Source organism: Chromatiales bacterium (genome assembly GCA_014323925.1).
Taxonomy (GTDB): domain Bacteria; phylum Pseudomonadota; class Gammaproteobacteria; order Poriferisulfidales; family Oxydemutatoraceae; genus SP5GCR1.
The window spans coordinates 19267-37187 of sequence record JACONC010000015.1; the positions used below are offsets into that span (position 1 = coordinate 19267).

General features: G+C 44.5%; 16 protein-coding genes. 6 read left to right on the plus strand and 10 right to left on the minus strand.

Features of this window, described 5'->3' with window-relative positions; genetic code table 11:
- The first annotated feature begins 286 nt into the window (after positions 1 to 286).
- Genes GDA45_06610 through argF form a run of 3 tightly spaced genes read left to right on the plus strand, consistent with a single transcriptional unit; the run spans position 287 to position 4024 of the window.
- Entirely contained in the window at positions 287 to 1957 is a 1671-nt protein-coding gene (locus GDA45_06610) for a bifunctional sulfate adenylyltransferase/adenylylsulfate kinase (GenBank protein ID MBC6414533.1), read from the plus strand.
- A gap of 11 nt (positions 1958 to 1968) precedes the next feature.
- Positions 1969 to 3144: an aspartate aminotransferase family protein gene (locus GDA45_06615; protein MBC6414534.1), complete on the plus strand. Its 1176-nt coding sequence runs from the start codon at positions 1969 to 1971 to the stop codon at positions 3142 to 3144.
- Positions 3131 to 4024 (plus strand): ornithine carbamoyltransferase, encoded by an 894-nt coding sequence (argF, locus tag GDA45_06620; protein ID MBC6414535.1) that lies wholly within the window; start codon positions 3131 to 3133, stop codon positions 4022 to 4024. Before GDA45_06615 ends, argF begins: the two co-directional genes overlap by 14 nt.
- 87 nt (positions 4025 to 4111) lie before the next feature.
- On the opposite strand, the gene phoU is transcribed toward argF, so the two are convergent.
- Positions 4112 to 4912: a phosphate signaling complex protein PhoU gene (gene phoU, locus GDA45_06625; protein ID MBC6414536.1), complete on the minus strand. Its 801-nt coding sequence runs from the start codon at positions 4910 to 4912 to the stop codon at positions 4112 to 4114.
- 103 nt (positions 4913 to 5015) lie between these two features.
- On the opposite strand from phoU, the gene pstC reads away from it, so the two are divergent.
- From pstC to GDA45_06640, 3 genes are read left to right on the plus strand one after another with little or no spacing between them, the layout of a single operon-like run.
- Positions 5016 to 6260: a phosphate ABC transporter permease subunit PstC gene (pstC, locus tag GDA45_06630; GenBank protein MBC6414537.1), complete on the plus strand. Its 1245-nt coding sequence runs from the start codon at positions 5016 to 5018 to the stop codon at positions 6258 to 6260.
- Entirely contained in the window at positions 6260 to 7531 is a 1272-nt protein-coding gene (gene pstA, locus GDA45_06635; GenBank protein MBC6414538.1) for a phosphate ABC transporter permease PstA, read from the plus strand. Before pstC ends, pstA begins: the two co-directional genes overlap by 1 nt.
- Entirely contained in the window at positions 7532 to 8314 is a 783-nt protein-coding gene (locus tag GDA45_06640) for a phosphate ABC transporter ATP-binding protein (protein ID MBC6414539.1), read from the plus strand.
- Between the two features lie 46 nt (positions 8315 to 8360).
- Here the strand turns inward: GDA45_06640 and GDA45_06645 are convergent, their stop codons facing one another.
- From GDA45_06645 to GDA45_06685, 9 genes are all read right to left on the minus strand, one after another.
- A complete protein-coding gene (locus GDA45_06645) occupies positions 8361 to 9638 on the minus strand; it encodes a GHKL domain-containing protein (protein MBC6414540.1) in 1278 nt (425 codons plus the stop codon).
- 8 nt (positions 9639 to 9646) lie between these two features.
- Entirely contained in the window at positions 9647 to 10336 is a 690-nt protein-coding gene (locus GDA45_06650; GenBank protein MBC6414541.1) for a response regulator, read from the minus strand.
- Between the two features lie 7 nt (positions 10337 to 10343).
- The gene (gene egtD, locus GDA45_06655; protein ID MBC6414542.1) at positions 10344 to 11339 is read right to left on the minus strand and encodes an L-histidine N(alpha)-methyltransferase; all 996 of its coding nucleotides are present in this window, start codon (positions 11337 to 11339) and stop codon (positions 10344 to 10346) included.
- A gap of 82 nt (positions 11340 to 11421) precedes the next feature.
- Positions 11422 to 12639, minus strand: a complete 1218-nt coding sequence (locus GDA45_06660; protein MBC6414543.1) for a TraB/GumN family protein — start codon at positions 12637 to 12639, stop codon at positions 11422 to 11424.
- Positions 12632 to 13381, minus strand: coding sequence for a molybdopterin-synthase adenylyltransferase MoeB (gene moeB / locus GDA45_06665; protein MBC6414544.1), 750 nt, complete (start codon positions 13379 to 13381; stop codon positions 12632 to 12634). Before moeB ends, GDA45_06660 begins: the two co-directional genes overlap by 8 nt.
- Before the next feature lie 8 nt (positions 13382 to 13389).
- Positions 13390 to 13683, minus strand: coding sequence for a DUF1244 domain-containing protein (locus GDA45_06670; GenBank protein MBC6414545.1), 294 nt, complete (start codon positions 13681 to 13683; stop codon positions 13390 to 13392).
- Between the two features lie 125 nt (positions 13684 to 13808).
- Positions 13809 to 14780: a 4-hydroxythreonine-4-phosphate dehydrogenase PdxA gene (pdxA, locus tag GDA45_06675; GenBank protein ID MBC6414546.1), complete on the minus strand. Its 972-nt coding sequence runs from the start codon at positions 14778 to 14780 to the stop codon at positions 13809 to 13811.
- Between the two features lie 16 nt (positions 14781 to 14796).
- Positions 14797 to 16122: a peptidylprolyl isomerase gene (locus GDA45_06680; GenBank protein MBC6414547.1), complete on the minus strand. Its 1326-nt coding sequence runs from the start codon at positions 16120 to 16122 to the stop codon at positions 14797 to 14799.
- A gap of 73 nt (positions 16123 to 16195) precedes the next feature.
- A partial coding sequence (locus GDA45_06685; protein ID MBC6414548.1) for a cadherin-like beta sandwich domain-containing protein occupies positions 16196 to 17921 on the minus strand: 1726 nt, incomplete at its 5' end.

Here is a 17921-nt window from a genome sequence, read left to right on the forward strand (position 1 = left end):
TTATCGGAAAGACTCTCTTTCGATGTGACTCTATTTTCGGGAGATAGGTATATTTAGATTCGGCTTATTTAGTGTAAGCTAAACACTTGGGCATATGCAATGCCTGGGAAGCCAGAGGTGACACATCGCTCGAGGGTATGAACTAAAAGTTCGCCCAAATGGTTTAACAGCATCATACAATTTATTGAAATTATCATGTCGTACCTATATAATACACCCTTTATTTTTTACTTACCCAGCTATTTAGTACTTAAAAAAACACTGAACACGGCAAAGCCGATCTTTTATGAAACATACTCCCTCTAAAAAATTTAAAGCAGCGGTAGAAAAAGCATTTCACCTGCCTTATTGGCAGTTGGACGAACGCCAAACCTGTGATATCGAGTTATTGATAAACGGTGCATTTGCGCCATTGACGAGTTTTATGTCGCAAGCAGATTACGAGAGCGTGTTAAATAATATGCGACTTGCAGATGGACAGCTTTGGCCTATACCTATAACGCTGAGTATTTCGGAAAACTTTGCCGAATCATTGAAGGTCGGCGACCAAATGACCTTGCGTGACGCAGAACATTTCGCCATTGCTATCATCAAAATAGAAGAAATGTGGAAACCGAATCTGCAAGAAGAAGCACAAAAAGTCTTCGGCACTTTGGACACCAAGCATCCGGCGGTATCGTATCTTTTTCACTCAAGCAATCCGGTTTATATCAGTGGTCCTATACAGGCAATTGAATTACCCAAACATATTGACTATACCAAATATCGCCATACGCCGAAACAACTACGCGCACTCTTTAAGCAGAAAAAATGGGAAAAAATAATTGCCTTTCAGACAAGAAACCCTATGCACAGGGTGCATGTAGAGATCAGCAAAGATGCTCTGAAAAATAAAAATACGCATCTGCTAATACATCCAGTTGTAGGCATTACCAAACCCGACGATATAGATTATCACACGCGCATGAAATGTTATCTGACAGCGCTAAAAGAGTATCCTAAAAATTCCACCATGTTGTCGCTATTACCATTGGCGATGCGCATGGCCGGACCTAAGGAAGCGCTATGGCATGCGTTGATCCGTAAAAATTACGGTTGCACGCATTTGATTGTTGGACGCGACCACGCTGGTCCTGGTAAAGACTCGGCAGGTAAAGATTTCTATAAACCGTTTGAAGCACACGACTTGTTAACTAAATACAGCGATGAGATCGGCATTAAACCGATATTATTTGAAGAAATGGCTTATAGTCGGTCTCGTAAAAAATATATATTCGTTAAAGACAAGCAAGCCGGTGAAGAATTAGTTTCTATTTCTGGTACACAGCTACGAGAAATGCTTAAAAAAGGAGAGGAATTGCCCGAATGGTTCACAATGCCGGCTGTTGCAGAACACTTAAAAAAGGTATATCCCCCGCTGAAAAAAAGAGGGTTTACGGTATTCTTTACCGGATTATCCGGCGCCGGCAAAACCACCCTAGCCAAAATGCTGATGGTTAAACTGATAGCACACGGGCGGCGTAGAGTTACTTTGTTAGACGGTGATGTCGTGCGCACCCATTTATCCAGCGAGCTGGGTTTTTCTAAAGAGCATCGTTCAATCAATGTGCAGCGCATAGGCTATGTCGCTAGCGAGATTACCAAAAATGGGGGTATCGCCATTTGCGCTCCGATTGCACCTTACGAAGCAGATCGTATGAAAAACCGTAACCTCATTTCTCAATACGGTGTTTATATAGAGATCTATTTGAATACCTCGCTGGAAGTATGCGAACAACGAGACATCAAAGGCTTTTATTTGCGCGCCCGCCACAACCTAACCCCTTCGTTCACTGGGATAAACGACCCTTATGAAGTGCCTAAAAATGCGGAGATTACTCTCGACACCAGTGTTGCGACTGCTGATGAGTTGACCAACGAAATATACGATAGGATTAAAGCTATGGGGTGTCTGTAACTAAGTTTGATATTGCTATTATGTTGATGCCGAACTACAATCGATTAGAAATAGTGTTCTCTGAAGGTAACGGATGTAGGTTGTCGGATCAACACGGGCGACATTATCTGGATATGATTTCGGGTATTGCAGTATGTGGTTTAGGACACGCACATCCAGCAGTCGCGGCGGCAATACACTATCAAGCTGACCGACTGCTACATACATCGAACCTTTATAGAATTGAACTGCAAGAAAAATTAGCTGCTAAGTTGGTCTCTATAAGCGGCATGGACGCGGTATTCTTTTGTAATTCTGGTAGCGAAGCAAACGAGGCTGCAATTAAACTGGTGCGCCTACACGCCCACGAACAAGGGAATGAAAAACCGCTCATTGCGAGCATGCAACAAGGTTTCCACGGACGTACGATGGCTACTTGGAGTGCTACGAAACCTGATGACAAGCACTACGCACCACTACTTGCCGGATTTAGACAAATTCCATACGCCGACATAGACAGCCTAAAAGCGCTGATTAAAAGTGAGGATAATCTTGCTGCGGTGATACTCGAACCGGTGCAAGGGGAAGGCGGTATACGGATTGCACCCGACGATTATTTAAGCGCAGTACGCGAACTTTGCGACCAATACAATTTACTTTTGATACTCGACGAAGTGCAAAGCGGTGTCGGCAGAACGGGTCGTTGGTATTGCTATCAACACAGCGGCATCGAGCCCGATATTATGACGACCGCAAAGGCTCTGGGCAACGGCGTGCCTATTGGTGCGTGCCTGGCAAAAAAAGAAATCGCACAACTATTTCAACCTGGTCTGCACGGTTCTACCTTTGGCGGTAACCCGCTCGCTTGCCGAGCTGCGATAGCTGTTTTAGAAACAATAGAAAAGGATAAATTATGCCAGCAAGCGGCAAAAATAGGAGATTATCTTTTGACCAACCTCAAAAAAAAACTAAGCTCAGAAAATATTCGCGAGATTCGCGGTCGCGGCTTGATGGTCGGTATAGAACTAGCGAAACTTTATCCTAATATAGTGAGCACTGCGTTGAAATATGGTTTGCTAATCAATCTAACTGCGCAAAGCGTGGTGCGCTTACTACCACCGCTAATACTGACAGAAAATGAAGCCGACGAAGCAATTGAAAAACTGTCAGCAGCATTTGCCGATATCGAAAAAAATGAACAAGCCTAGACACTTCTTAACCCTTAGTGATCTTCGTGCCGACGAGTTTAGAGCACTGATAGAACGAGCGATAGCACTCAAAAAAACTCCCTACAACCAGTCTCTTGACAACAAGATGTTGGCAATGATCTTTGCAAAACCTTCTACTCGCACTCGGGTCTCTTTCGAGACCGCAATGGCACACCTCGGCGGTCGTGCGATATTCCTAAATAGCAAAGATTGTCAGCTAGGTCGTGGTGAAACCATAGAAGATAGTGCGCGAGTTTTATCGCAAATGGTCGATGCAGTGATGATTCGTACCACAGCACACCAAGATCTGGAACTTTTTGCTCGCTACGCAACGGTGCCGACAATCAATGGCTTAAGCGATGGCTGTCATCCTTGCCAACTGCTTGCCGACATGCTGACCTATTTTGAAAAGCGCGGCGACATCAAAGGACACTCGGTCGCCTGGGTTGGAGATGGCAACAATGTTTGCCGTTCTTATATCAACGCGGCGATGCTTTTGGGTTTTCAATTAACTATCGCAAGCCCAAAGGGCTATCAAATAGACTATGTGCAGCCGACACAAACCGAGCAATCTATCTCTAAGACAACCGACCCCTATGCCGCAGTTAAAGACGCCGATTTGGTGGTGACTGATGTCTGGGCTAGCATGGGACAAGAAGCGGAAAGACAAAAACGGTTACACGATTTCAAAGATTACCGAGTCACAGCAAAACTCATGGCGTATGCAAAACCAGATGCATTATTTATGCACTGCTTGCCGGCACATCGTGGCGAAGAAGTTACCGCCGAAGTCATAGACGGAGAACAGAGCGTGGTGTGGGAAGAAGCCGGCAACCGCTTGCACGCTCAAAAAGCGTTATTGGAATTGCTCCTTAACTAAACTGAGTCAGGCATCATTCTGCGGCACCACACTGTAGCGCATAACCGCATACTGGCTACAAAGCACCCCTATAGCCTAATGTATAGCCTAATGACTAGACAGTGATTTTACTTTACGGTGGCGCACATCGGTCGCTTCAACCATATAAATAACCTGTTCGGCTACATTTTTAGTGTGATCACCGATACGCTCTAAACTGCGGGCACACCATACCAAATCTAGTATATAAGGGATATGGTAGATATTATTGCGGGTGAACTCAGGGAGCTGTTCTTCGAGCAGAGTTCGGTAAGACTGGTCAGCATATCTGTCTTGCTTACAAGTGTGCGTTGACAATTCTACATCGTTGCGTGCATAACTATCTATTGCGTCGTGCAACATGGAGATTACCTGTGCGCCAAGTTCTCTGAAGGTTTGCCTCATCTCCTCTGGTGCAGTCGAAAAATTTAACTTTTTAATCACTTGGGCGATGCGCTGAGTTTCATCTCCGATTCGTTCTAAGTCGGTGCTTATTTTCAGAGCGGTGGTTAATAGGCGTAGATCTATTGCGACTGGTTGACGGCGTGCCATGATACCGACACACATTTCGTCAACCTGACGCTCAAGGTTATTAATCTCGCTATCCGATTCAATAACCCACTGAGTGCGGTCGGCATTGCCTTCGGCGATTGCCTCAACTACCGTAGCCACCCGCTGTTCAACTGCCCCTGCCATACGCAAAACTAAACCCTTGAGTTCTTTTATTTCTCTTTCAAACTGGGCAACGCTGTGCTGGGGTAGATTATCATTCATGCTACTGATATTTTCTGTAGTACCGTAAATTCTTTCTAGTATATGCCAATAAAGTAATAAAAGTAAGGGTGTTAATAAAAAAATCGGATTTGTCATATAATTGTCAAATTAGATAATCATAATATCTAGATAAACATTTTGTACCATAAGCGGCAGTATCTACGATTGCAAACTCGGCAATTTTTTATCACCTATAGCAATGAGTAATATACAGTTAATTATTCTTTTACTATCGGCATCGACGCTAATCTATATCATTGCCGGGCGGCGTGCTAAAGCGATACAAATGCAAAACCATGTTGAGTGCTTTGCTAAATCGGCACCTATCTATTATGCATGGCATACCGCACTTTGGAGCAGCATACCACCACTGATTATTTTATTAGGGTGGTTTTTATGGGGTAGTTATTTGCCCGCTTCTATCAAGCAAGCGATAGATGCGAGCCCTTTCCCAGTGCTGATGATCACCTGCACAGCAGTGCTGCTGATAGGGGCAGCCTGGGGATGGCAGTGCATCGATAGCCAACACAACACCCGTAAAGCGGTTGAAAAACTGATGACTTGGGTGCTGATCAGTGCTTCTATCATCGCTATTTTGACTACCATAGGTATAGTAGTATCGGTGTTATTTGAGTCGATTAAGTTCTTTAACTTGGTACCTATCAGTGAATTTTTTAGCCTGCATTGGAGTCCGCAAACCGCAATACGCGACGATCAAGTCGGGGCATCTGGTGCTTTTGGCGCCATTCCGTTATTTGCTGGCACCTTATTAATTACCATAATTGCGATGACACTGGCACTGCCGGTTGGTTTGATGTCGGCAATTTTTCTTGCCGAATATGCAACATCGCGGGTCAGAAACTCAGTCAAGCCTCTGCTTGAGATTTTGGCCGGCATCCCTACCGTGGTGTATGGTTTTATCGCAGTGCTGTGGCTTGCACCTTCTATCAAAAGCACTGCCGAAGCACTCGGCTTGCAAGCCTCAGCGGAAAGTGCGCTGGCAGCAGGCTTGGCAATGGGAGTTATGCTGATCCCGTTTATCTGTTCGTTTACCGACGACGCACTGCACGCAGTGCCTAAAGCGTTGCGCGACAGTTCGTATGCACTGGGTGCCACACACTCGGAGACGATTAACAAAGTGGTGCTACCGGCTGCAATACCTGGCATTATGGGTGGTATATTATTAGCCGTTTCGCGTGCTATAGGCGAGACGATGATTGTGGTAATGGCAGCCGGTATGTCGGCGAAGTTAACCGGCAATCCTCTTGATAGCACAACGACCGTCACTGTACAAATCGTAGCCCTGCTGATCGGCGATCATGAATTTGATAGTGCTAAAACACTAGCGGCATTCGCTTTAGGGTTGACTTTATTTTTAGCTACATTGATGCTCAATGTGGTTGCATTAAAAATCTTAAAAACATATCGAGAACAATACGAGTGATGGAAAATATATCTTATACAGAGCAGATAAAACATAGCTTAAAGCGGCGCTACTATAAAGAGCAGCTATTCAAACTGATGGCGATGCTAACCACATTATTTGGCATTGCCTTACTGGTGATGATCATCGGTGGCTTAATTTATCAAGCAAGAAATGCTTTTCAGCAAACTTATATAGAATTAGACATTAATATTCCGTCATCAAAAGACAGTACGCTGACCAGCAGTTCTTATCAAAAAGCAACTAAAGAAGCACTCTATTTACTATTCCCCGATGTTCAATCGCGTACTGATAGACTATCGTTAGGAAAATTGATCAGTAGCGGTGCACAATACGAGATTATCGAGATGCTCGCCAATAGATCTGATACACAAAGATCCGATGCACAGGCACAAACAATGACTCTGGATATCCTTGCTGACGACGAGCTCGATGGCTATATAAAAAGCGGCGACTCACCCACTGAGAGACGAACATTTCGCCTCAGTGAGCAGCAAGTGGCGTGGGCAGAGCAACTGGTGGCAGATGACAGAATTAAACTAAAATTTAACACCAACTTCTTCACCAAGGGCGACTCGCGCGATCCGGAACGAGCTGGCATACTGGGGGCTATCGTAGGTTCTTTTTATGCATTGCTGGTTGCATTTTTAATATCTTTCCCACTCGGCATTGCAACGGCAATTTATTTAGAAGAGTTTGCTCCGAAAAATCGTTATACCGACTTTATTGAGATTAATATCAATAACCTCGCTGCTGTTCCTTCGATAATATTTGGATTGCTAGGATTGGTCATTTTCTTGAATTTCTTCAACTTGCCTAGGTCAACACCGTTGGTCGGCGGTCTCGTTTTAAGTTTGATGACATTGCCGACGATTATTATCGCTGCCCGTGCGGCACTCAAATCAGTACCGCCTTCAATACGCGAAGGGGCACTCGCCGTAGGTGCATCCAAAATGCAAACGACACTACACCATGTATTACCTTTAGCAATGCCGAGTATATTAACCGGTAGCATTATAGGTATGGCACAAGCTCTGGGTGAAACCGCACCATTACTGATTATAGGGATGATGGCGTTTATCGTTGATGTCCCTAGTGCAATTACTGATCCGGCCACAGCTTTACCAGTGCAGATATATTTATGGGCCGATAGCCCAGAACGCGCTTTTGTAGACCGCACTGCAGGCGCAATAGTAGTGCTATTACTATTTTTGGTAGCCATGAATCTATTTGCGGTATGGGCTAGAAAAGTATTGGAAATTAAATACTAAATGAGAGACATGACAAAGCAACAACAAAACAATATTTGTATCAGTGTAAAAAATTTAAATGTATATTACGGTAGCAAACAAGCTATCAAAGATGTTAGCCTAGATATAAAACGCAACGAAGTTATCGCAATGATAGGGCCTTCAGGTTGCGGCAAATCAACATTTTTGCGTTGCCTTAATCGAATGAACGACACCATAGACGATTGCCGCGTCACTGGCGAGATATTGCTCAACACCATTGATATCCATCGCGGTATAGATGTCGTAGAATTACGAGCGCGGGTGGGTATGGTCTTCCAAAAACCCAACCCGTTCCCCAAGTCAATATACGATAACATTGCTTATGGTCCGCGTATTCATGGCTTAGCCACTGAGCAGCAAAAACTAGACGAGATTGTCCGCACCAGCTTAGAAAGAGCCGGTTTGTGGGAAGAAGTAAAAGACCGATTGGATGAACCAGGCACTGGTTTATCCGGCGGACAGCAGCAACGACTGTGCATTGCACGCGCGATCGCGATTAATCCTGAGGTTGTATTGATGGACGAACCGTGTTCAGCACTAGATCCTATAGCAACCGCTAAAATAGAAGAATTAATAGACGAATTAAAACAAAATTATACTATCGCTATCGTCACCCACTCCATGCAGCAAGCGGCACGCGTCTCGCAAACCACTGCTTATTTTCATTTAGGTGTGCTGATTGAATTATCCGACACCAAAGAGATATTCACCAACCCTAAAGAAACCTTAACTGAGCAATATATCACCGGTCGCTTCGGCTAGGCGATCTTATCAGTCGGTGTCTGCGGTAGAACAAGCGGGCGTATTACTATGCTCTAATCCTTGATAACGGGAAGCAACATCTAAATATACTACCCTTGCCTAACGCACTCTCTATTTCCAGAGTCGCCTGATGTCTATCTAGCACATGCTTGACTATCGATAAACCCAAGCCGGTATTACCTTGTGCATCAGAACGCGACGCACTCACTCGGTAAAACCATTTGCTTAATTTCGGCAAATGGTCGGCGGCGATGCCTATGCCTTGATCGATAACTTCAAAATAAGCCGCCTGTCTATCTCGTCGCCATACAACGGTTATCTCCGCGCATTGTGAATGGCGTGTGGCATTATCAATGAGATTAGAAAACACACTGTGTAACTCGGAAGCGCTACCGTGCAAAACAAAATTATCGATGCGTGTATTAAAGCGGCACGGTCGCTCGGCAACCTTCACAGTATCCAATATTGATTGCAGCATGGCCGGCACATCAACGCGAGATTGAGCCTGCTCACTCAACTCAGTACTTTCTAAATAAGCCACATTCAAGGTGTCGTCGGTCAGTTCTTTCATGCGTATAACCTGAGTTTGCATATTGTCTAGTATCTTTTTCAAGTCCTCGTCTTCAATCTTGGTATTGGTATTTTTTAATATCTCTACATAACCGTGGATGACAGTCAGCGGTGAGCGTAATTCGTGGGCCAGGTTGGCTATCAACTTTCTATTGGTGTCGATCGCTTCAGTGTAGCGAGAAATATCTCGCATTATGAGACATAGATATTCCGCTCCGTAGGGGAGTAAAAAGACGGCGAGCGGCGGTTGTCTATCCTCCAATATAATTTCTCCCGCATAATGTCTTTTATCTAGTTCGTCGATAAAAATCGGCGTGCGCAATAAATAGTTTATATCGTTGCCAATATCTTTATCTACATTGAGCTTTAGCAGTGCGCCAGCTTTCTCGTTAAACCACTCAATTTTATTTTCTTTGAGTAAAATAATACCGTAATCGCTCTGTTTAGTATTGCGTAGTTCATCGGTCGTTAATTCAGATGTTGGTGATTTATCGTATATTCTAGTGTCAAGCAATAAGTAGAGATTTTTCCACATTCGGTTCAGTCTCGTATACGGTATAGGTGACGATTGAGATGAAGATTGATCGGCACACCATTTTTGTAAATAGTACAACTGCAACAGCTGACTCATGGTGAATGCGAGTATCGCCAATAGCAAAAAGATAACTAAATGTCCAAACACTAAACCACAGACCAGCGCAACCGCTATATACGGCATTAATGCCTGTATGCTATTTCGTATGAACTGATTCATCTCTAGGGTTATTGTTCATGTACAAATCTATAGCCCACTCCTCTAATCGTTTCAATCACACGGTCGGCATTGTATTGCCGCAAAAGTTTACGCAATCGCTTAATATGCACATCAACGGTTCGTTCTTCTATATATTTGTTGCGGTCCCAAACATGACTGAGTATTTTAGGACGCGATAAGACTTGATTGCTATTCACCATCATAAAATACAATAAACGAAACTCCGTTGCACTCAAATTGATAGTTTGATTATCAACCGTGAACCGATGCATCATAGGATCTATGTTATAAACACCCAAACTAATTTTTTTATGTTGTTTATGCGGCTTGGTACGCCTCAGCAGGGCTTTAATCCTCGCCGATAATTCTACTTTTGAAAATGGTTTAACCATATAGTCATCGCAACCGAGTTCCAAGGCTTTTACCTTATCATTTTCTCTATCTTTAGCGGTCAACATAATAATAGGAATATCGGCAGTTTCCGGCAGGTTGCGCAAATAAAGTACCAAATCGATACCATCGGTCTTTGGCATCATCCAATCAACCAATAGCAAATCAGGCAGGGTGTTATTTATTTTTTTTATTGCCTGATCAACATTCAAAGCATACTCGCACTGATAACCCTCTCCTTTGAGCATCAAATGCGTCATCTCGCAGATAGCGGGGTCATCATCCACTATGAGTATACGAGCCGTCATTGTTATGTCATAAAGCTCTTGCCAACAGTAGAGAAAAAATATCGTTTTTAGCCGATATATGATGCTCTATCTTAAATCCTCCTTTATGCAGTAGCTTGGTCAATTTTTTATCGTCGAATTTTCGGCTAATCTCGGTTAACATAGATTCTCCTTTGCGTAGTTTCATCGACCGCCCGAGTTTAGCAAAGTAAATTTCCTGGTCTTTCTCCGATACTAAGCGCATTTCAACTTGACTGTCGAGCTCGTTAAAAGTGGCTTGATGCTTAAAATTATCACAAACAAAATCGGCGTCTAATTCCTGATTCAATCGCTTCAGCAAATTAAGATTAAAGCGCGCGGTTGCTCCGTCAGAATCGTCGTAAGCTGCGGTTAATATATCGGCGTCTTTAAGACGGTCTACACCCAGTAATAAAACGCCTTCTTCGCCCAGTAGATTGTTGATTTCTAGCAAAAAATCAGTTGCCTGAGCAGTATTAAAATTACCGATGGTACTACCCATAAACAGAGCCAGACAGCAACCTTCAGGTAATACCATATTGGAAAAACCGGCATGGTAATCACCAACATAAGCGTTGATATGCAACCACGGATAAGCAGATAATAACTCGTCGCTTAAATCCTTTATCGCTTCGTAGCATATATCGATAGGCCAGAAGGTACAACGAATACCTTGTCGCTCACAAGCATTCAATAGAAATCTTATTTTAGCCGATTTGCCGCAGCCAAACTCAACGATATGGTCAGGTTGCGTCTGTCCTATCAGATAATCGGCTTGCTCCTGCAAAAGTTTACTCTCCTCTCGGGTCAAGTAATAGTCCTTAGAATTACATATCTGTTCAAATAGCTCGGAGCCTTCATCATCGTAAAAATATTTAGGCGGCAAACTGAAGACATCTTTGGATAAACCTTCAATCACATCTTCTTCTAAAGTACTCGTAACTTTAATCGGCTCCAATCTATCACAATTAAAGCGACTGCCGTTCTTATTTGCTAGCTTATCCATAAGTTATACTAACCTCCTCGACATAGCACTACTGTTCAGTTCATAAATGAAACGTTAACTTTATAGTATAGCGTATGTTTATTTACTGCGATATTAATGTTGAATAGATATGGAAGCCGCCAATATAGGTACCAATTGCCGAACCGATACTACTCAATACAAAAATCATTGCAATTTTTGCTACTCTATTCTGTCGCCATCCCGACCATTTCGCAGTATCTTTTTTAAGGTTAGCAAAATCGGAGACGCGAGGTTTTTTCAGAAACAGTTCGACTAGAGCTGCCACCATACCGGCGCCAACAGTCGGATTAATAGAGGTTAGCGGTGCGGCAAAAAACACCGCAATTATAGTCAGCGGGTGGGCGGCGGCTATTAACGCGCCGACGGCAGCTAATCCACCGTTAATTAATATCCAATCAATCACTAGTTCAAAGCCTAGTTGTACTTCTTTGGTAAATCCGTAGCCGAAACCAGCAAGTATCACGAAGACCACCAGCCACGGTAGTAGACGGATAATTCTTTTACGCGGTGGCACCGTTTCAAGATCACTGATGATTGCTTCAGCATTGTCGTTTGGTTGTTTTAATTGACGGACAACACCGGGCAGATGCGCAGCACCGACAATCGCCAGCAAAGAATTCGGTTTATCATGGTCGATAAATTGCTTGACCTTGGTAGCCATATAAGTGTCGCGCTCGTCGAGCAATATCTTTTTAAGATTGCGCAGCGACATCGGTATTTGTTCAAACATAGCCTCTAGAGTTCGGCCTTGCTTGATGCGCTCTACTTCTTCTACTGAAACCTCTTCGGTATAAAACAAACTGGCAACCAGCGTATTAAATAACACCAGCTTCCGCCACCACGATAAGCTGGCGTATAGTCGCTTAAAAGTCACGCCTATATCCCGATCAACGATAGCCAGCGACAAGTTGCGTTGTTTAGCGATACGCAATGCTTCCTTAAACTCTAAACCGGGCTCCACTCCCAGACTTTCGGCAACACGCTGCTGATAACCGCCTAAAATTAATATCGCAACCACTCTAAAAACTTTGTGTTGGCGTATCACTTGCGCCAAATCCATATTCAGAAAGCGATCAGGTGACAACAGTGTGTCATAGCGGCTCTGGCAAAGTTCTACTGCAACCGAATCGTAGTCGTCGCCTTTTAATAACGCACTTACTTTATTGGAACTAGCTTGGGATACATGGGCAGTACCCAGCACTGTAATCCGCGTACCTTGATATTCAACCTCTACCAGAGGTTCTTCCAGAGGTTCTTGTTCGGATTGCTCTTTATCCATCGCTACCGCAGACCTTGCAGCCAACATTCTTGGTCAAGCGTAATTCTCGCCAACTCATTGCCAGTGCATCGAACAACAGCAAACGTCCAACTAATGAGTCTTTGATTTGCAGTAAAATCTTTATTGTCTCTATCGCTTGTATACTGCCGACCACACCCACTACTGGCGACAAAATCCCATTGGCAACACAACTTTCGTCGACATAACTCCCTTTGTTATAAAGGCATTGGTAGCATGGGCTGTGGGGATTGCGAGCATCAAATACGCTCATCTGTCCTTCCATGCGTATAGCAGCCCCGTATACCGAAGGCTTTCGTGCTTGCCAGCACGCTTCGTTGATAGCATAACGTACCTCAAAATTATCGCTGGCATCAATGACTACATCAACATCCGCAACTTGCTCTTGCAAAAAGTTAAAATCCATTTTCTTATCTATAGTCGTGACTTTGATGTCGGGGTTTAGCTGGTATAAAGTTTCTCTTGCAGACTCGGTTTTTCGTCTATCAATGCTGCTGCTGTTATGTATCAGTTGTCTTTGTAGATTTGTTAGATCAACACAATCGTGATCTGCTATCAGCAGATGTCCTACTCCGCTCGCCGCCAGATACATTGCTGAAGATGAACCCAGACCGCCTAAACCGACGATGAGCACTCGCGATTTCAGTAATTTCTCTTGCCCTTCTATGCCTATTTGAGGCAATAGAATATGGCGGCTATAGCGCGACAGAGCTCGGTCGCTCAGACCGGTTGTCATTGAGATTGACGATTCTTTAACGCTGCTTGTTGTTCCTCGGTCATTGGCTTTTGATAAAGTGCTTTCCATTCTTTATAAGGCATCCCGTATATCATCTCGCGCGCATCCTCGTAGTCGAGCTTTATATTGTGCTCTTCGGCTACTGCAACATACCACTTTGCCAAACAATTCCTACAGAAGTCTGCTAAGTTCATCAGATCTATATTTTGCACTTCGGTTTTATTTTGTAAATGTGTGATTAATTTGCGATACACGGCAGCTTCTAATTGAGTACGTGTGTTGTCGTCTATCTGTGTCATAATTACCTCGTCGTCAAGTTATTTTCGGCTTTCCGAATTTCATTTGCTTTGTATTGTATAACACTATATATACTGCCAGACATTTTTTCTACAGCATAGTCTAAAGCTATTCGGTTTTATGAGGATAACTCAATAGCACGACGCACTGCCAATAACAAACTATGCGCATCGGCACGACCGCTACCAGCCAATTCCAGAGCAGTGCCGTGGTCAACCGATGTGCGCACAAAAGGTAAGCCTAAGGTGATATTGACGATATTGCGGAAGCCGATACTTTTTATAACTGCTAAACCTTGATCGTGATACATTGCTAAAACTACATCGCACTGGGCGAGCTGTTCGGGTGTAAACGCGGTGTCTGCGGAGAGCGGACCGAACACGCTCATCCCTTCGTCGGCACAGGCTTTTATTGCTGGGGCTATCACCTTGCTCTCTTCGTTGCCTAGATAACCTTGTTCGCCAGCGTGCGGGTTTAATCCACAGACCGCAATGCGCGGTGCATTTATCTTAAATCGGGTGCTCAAATCGTCGTGCAGTATGTTGATTGTCTCCTTCAATAACGCATAAGAAATAGATTGCGGCACTGCACTCAGAGGGATATGGGTGGTTGCTAAAGCGACGCGCAAACCTTTAGTCTCCAATAGCATCACGCTATCGCATCGGCAAGCTTGAGCAAGGTATTCAGTATGGCCACTAAAAGAAATACCAGCTCGACATATCGCCGCTTTATTGACAGGTGCGGTAACCAGAGCATCGTACTTACCTGTCCGACAACCCTGCACAGCAATATTTAATTGCTCAACCACTTGCTGAGCGTTGCACGGGTCAGTCGTGCCGGCGATAACTGGTGTTTTTAGTGGCACATTAACAACGCTCAACACGCCATCGCCGAGATGGGGATGTGGTTGGTTTATACTAGAGTTATCAATCGTCACGCATTTTCCAATTTGATTGGCGCGTTCTAGTAGTGATCTGTTGTTGCCGATTATCACCAGCGATACATCGGGCATAGGCGTGTGGGCAAGTGTGACTAACAGATCCGGCCCTATACCAGCCGGTTCACCAGCAGTGATTGCAATAATTTTCATCCTACGCTGGCTGCGCTCAAAGTCTAATGTCTATATGTTGGCTTTCGCGTAACCTGAGTAGCCACTCGTTTATCGCTTCTGCAGATTTTTCTCTACGCAGTTGAGCAATGATATTTTGCCGTTGTATATCGCCGCTGATATCTTGTTTACGTTCACCCAGTACTTCCAATAAATGCTGTCCGAATTCGGTCGCAAAAGGGCCTATCACTTGACCATGAGTGGCTTGCTCTACTTGCTGTGCAAACTCCTTCGCTAAACCTTGCGTAGGCAGCCAACCGAGGTCGCCTCCTTTGAAACCACTACCGGGATCTTGAGAATACCGCTTCGCCAGAAGTTCAAAACTCTCACCATTTTCTATGCGCTTTTTGATAGCAAGTAGTTTCTTGCGTATGTAGGAATCGGAATTCATAGCATCGGTTCTTAGCAATATATGGCGGATATGATATTGCTGTTCAACCATCCTCGGTTGCTGCTCGGCTTGCTTGTCGTCTAGACTGAACAGATAAATTCGGTCAGCGGTTTTGATAATTTGTGTTACATCTCCGATGTTCATATTGAGCACTTTTGCTTGTAATAATTCGGGTAACTGCTTAAGTCGTCTAGGTTCCGATTTTTTGTAACTGACAGAAGCATTCTTGGAGGCAGCCTTAGCTAATTTTGAAAAATCGTTCTCGTATAACATTTTTTTTCGTAGCTGCTGAAACCACAACCGTAATTTCTCGCGTTCGGTTTCTATCTCTGGCAATTCCGCCGACAAATAGGAAAAACGAAATAAAGTTTTAGCATTGAGTTCCCTTAAACTCGTCTCTATTTCCGCATCAGAAACCTGTATTCCATCAACCACTTGCTGTCTGAGCTGCGAGATGATTAATTCTTGACGCACTGACTCGCGCATCTCGCTATAACTACCCTGCTGTTGCTCTATTTGCGCCTTCATCTCGGCAAGTGTTTGACCGTTATTCTCAGCAATGCGCACCAGCATACTATCTAGAGCAACTTCATCTACCGCTATACCTAGTCGTTTAGCCTCCTGTAGCTGCAACTTGACAACTATCAACTGTTCCAAAACATTGGCAACCAATACATCAGGTGGCGGTATTTGTTGTTCTTGCCGACTCAGGTTCTCTCTGACACGCGCTACAGTCATAGCCAACTCACGCGAACTAATTGCCACATCACCTACCACCGCAACAACTTTATCTATCACCTTTGGTTGCGCAACTACAGGCGTAGAAATAGTAGCGGCAATCAGGAGCATTACAATAAAACTGAAAGCTACTTGTCGTTTAGATAGCAATACTAAGTTCGTCATATAGTTTTTTTGAAAAGTCTTTTCCATCATTATTTTTCCGTGATTTCCTAATCTATTATATCCATACCGCGGCTAAAACTCCCTAAATTCAATTCCTACAGGCTTAGCGTAGCGGACCTTCCAAGAAAACCTTAACCCGGACACGGATGACGGCAGGTGGTCGGGTCACTGCTATCATGTAGTGCTCCTTTGTCTTGCCATCTTGGGCGGTCACTACGACCGTAATCGTGGTGACTTCACCTGCGGCTAGTGCAATGCCACTACTTGCGCTGCCACTCTCTACCTCTGCCGCCTCCACCGTGATAGTTGCATCGGCATTAGTCGCCGTCGGCGTCACCGTTATCGTTCCCGTTGTAACTGCGATAGTTGCGCTCGGATGATTTGCTGTCGGCGTCACCGTTATCGTGGTTGTCGCATTGGCAACCTCAACTGTGTAATCTAATGTATCGCGCATAAAGGGTGGCATTAATGTGCCTGTCGACACCGTCAAGTCACTTAAACTCGCATCACTACTCGGCGGTCGGCTGACTGCTATCGTATAAGTATTTGTAGTGCCGTCTTGGGCGGTCACTACCACCGTAATCTTGGTGACTTCACCTGCGGTTAATGGAATGCCACTACTTGCGCTGCCACCATTCACTGTGATACCCGCATCAGGATCACTTGCTGTCGGCGTCAATGTTATCGTGGTTATCGTATTGGCTACTGATACTGTATAACTCTGTATATCGCTCATAAAGTCTGGGCTTAATATGCCTGCCGACACCTCCAATGCGCTTAAGCTCGCATCATTGCTCAGCGGTCGACTTACTGCTATCGTGTAAGTATTTTCAGTGCCGTCTTGGGCGGTCACTACGACTGTAATCGTCGTTGTGCCACCTTCGGCTAAGGCAATGCTTCCACTTGCACGACCACTAGCCGCTGCATCTTTATTCACTGTGATAGTTGCTCTCGGATGTCTCGCTGTCGGGGTCACTATTATCGTTCTCGTCGCATTGGCAACCATCACTGTGTAGTCTTGTATGTCGCTACTAAAGGGCTGACTTAATATGCCTGCCGATACCATCAAATCACTTAAGTTGGCATCAAAACTAGGCAATAAAGCACCACAGTTAGGTTGTCCGGATATACCACAGGCTGGATTGTTGTCATCAGGACCTCTTGTATATTTAAGCACCGGATATTGCAATGAATTACCAAAATCCCAGTTGGCAGTACTCCATTCGCTATATATGCCGGTTGCCGCAGTAGGTGACTGCAGTGCCTCAGTGCTCTGAGGGCTACTGTTCTTTATACTGCCATCTCTGAAGCCGATTAAGCCGCCTACATGAATACCTCCTGTCACATCACCCGTTGCATAGCTGTTCGCTATACTGCCATCATTGTCGCCGACTAAACCACCTACACTACCCTGTCCCCTCACATCACCTGTCGCATAGCTGTTCGTTATACTACCAATACCAACATTATTTCCGACTAAACCGCCTACCTTATCCTGCCCAGTCACAGCACCCATCGCATAGCTGTTCGTTATACTACCAAAATTGGAACCGACTAAACCGCCTACACGACCACCCTGCCCAGTCACAGTACCCATCGCATAACTGTTCGTTATCGTTATACTATCCTCATCATTGTAGCCGACTAAACCGCCTACCTTATCCTGACCAGTCACAGCACCCATCGCATAACTGTTTGTTATACTACCACCATTGAAGCCGACCAAACCGCCTACCTCATCCTGCCCAGTCACAGCACCCATCGCATAGCTGTTCGTTATACTACCATTTCTTCCATTGGAGCCGACTAAACCGCCTACACGACCACCC

Excerpts from the sequence above, each read along its gene's own strand:
- GDA45_06610 (MBC6414533.1), top strand. The coding sequence starts at position 287 with ATGAAACATACTCCCTCTAAAAAATTTAAAGCAGCGGTAGAAAAAGCA.
- argF (MBC6414535.1), top strand. The coding sequence starts at position 3,131 with ATGAACAAGCCTAGACACTTCTTAACCCTTAGTGATCTTCGTGCCGAC.
- phoU (MBC6414536.1), bottom strand. The coding sequence starts at position 4,912 with ATGACAAATCCGATTTTTTTATTAACACCCTTACTTTTATTACTTTAT.
- pstC (MBC6414537.1), top strand. The coding sequence starts at position 5,016 with ATGAGTAATATACAGTTAATTATTCTTTTACTATCGGCATCGACGCTA.
- pstA (MBC6414538.1), top strand. The coding sequence starts at position 6,260 with ATGGAAAATATATCTTATACAGAGCAGATAAAACATAGCTTAAAGCGG.
- GDA45_06640 (MBC6414539.1), top strand. The coding sequence starts at position 7,532 with ATGAGAGACATGACAAAGCAACAACAAAACAATATTTGTATCAGTGTA.
- GDA45_06645 (MBC6414540.1), bottom strand. The coding sequence starts at position 9,638 with ATGAATCAGTTCATACGAAATAGCATACAGGCATTAATGCCGTATATA.
- GDA45_06650 (MBC6414541.1), bottom strand. The coding sequence starts at position 10,336 with ATGACGGCTCGTATACTCATAGTGGATGATGACCCCGCTATCTGCGAG.
- egtD (MBC6414542.1), bottom strand. The coding sequence starts at position 11,339 with ATGGATAAGCTAGCAAATAAGAACGGCAGTCGCTTTAATTGTGATAGA.
- GDA45_06660 (MBC6414543.1), bottom strand. The coding sequence starts at position 12,639 with ATGGATAAAGAGCAATCCGAACAAGAACCTCTGGAAGAACCTCTGGTA.
- pdxA (MBC6414546.1), bottom strand. The coding sequence starts at position 14,780 with ATGAAAATTATTGCAATCACTGCTGGTGAACCGGCTGGTATAGGGCCG.
- GDA45_06680 (MBC6414547.1), bottom strand. The coding sequence starts at position 16,122 with ATGATGGAAAAGACTTTTCAAAAAAACTATATGACGAACTTAGTATTG.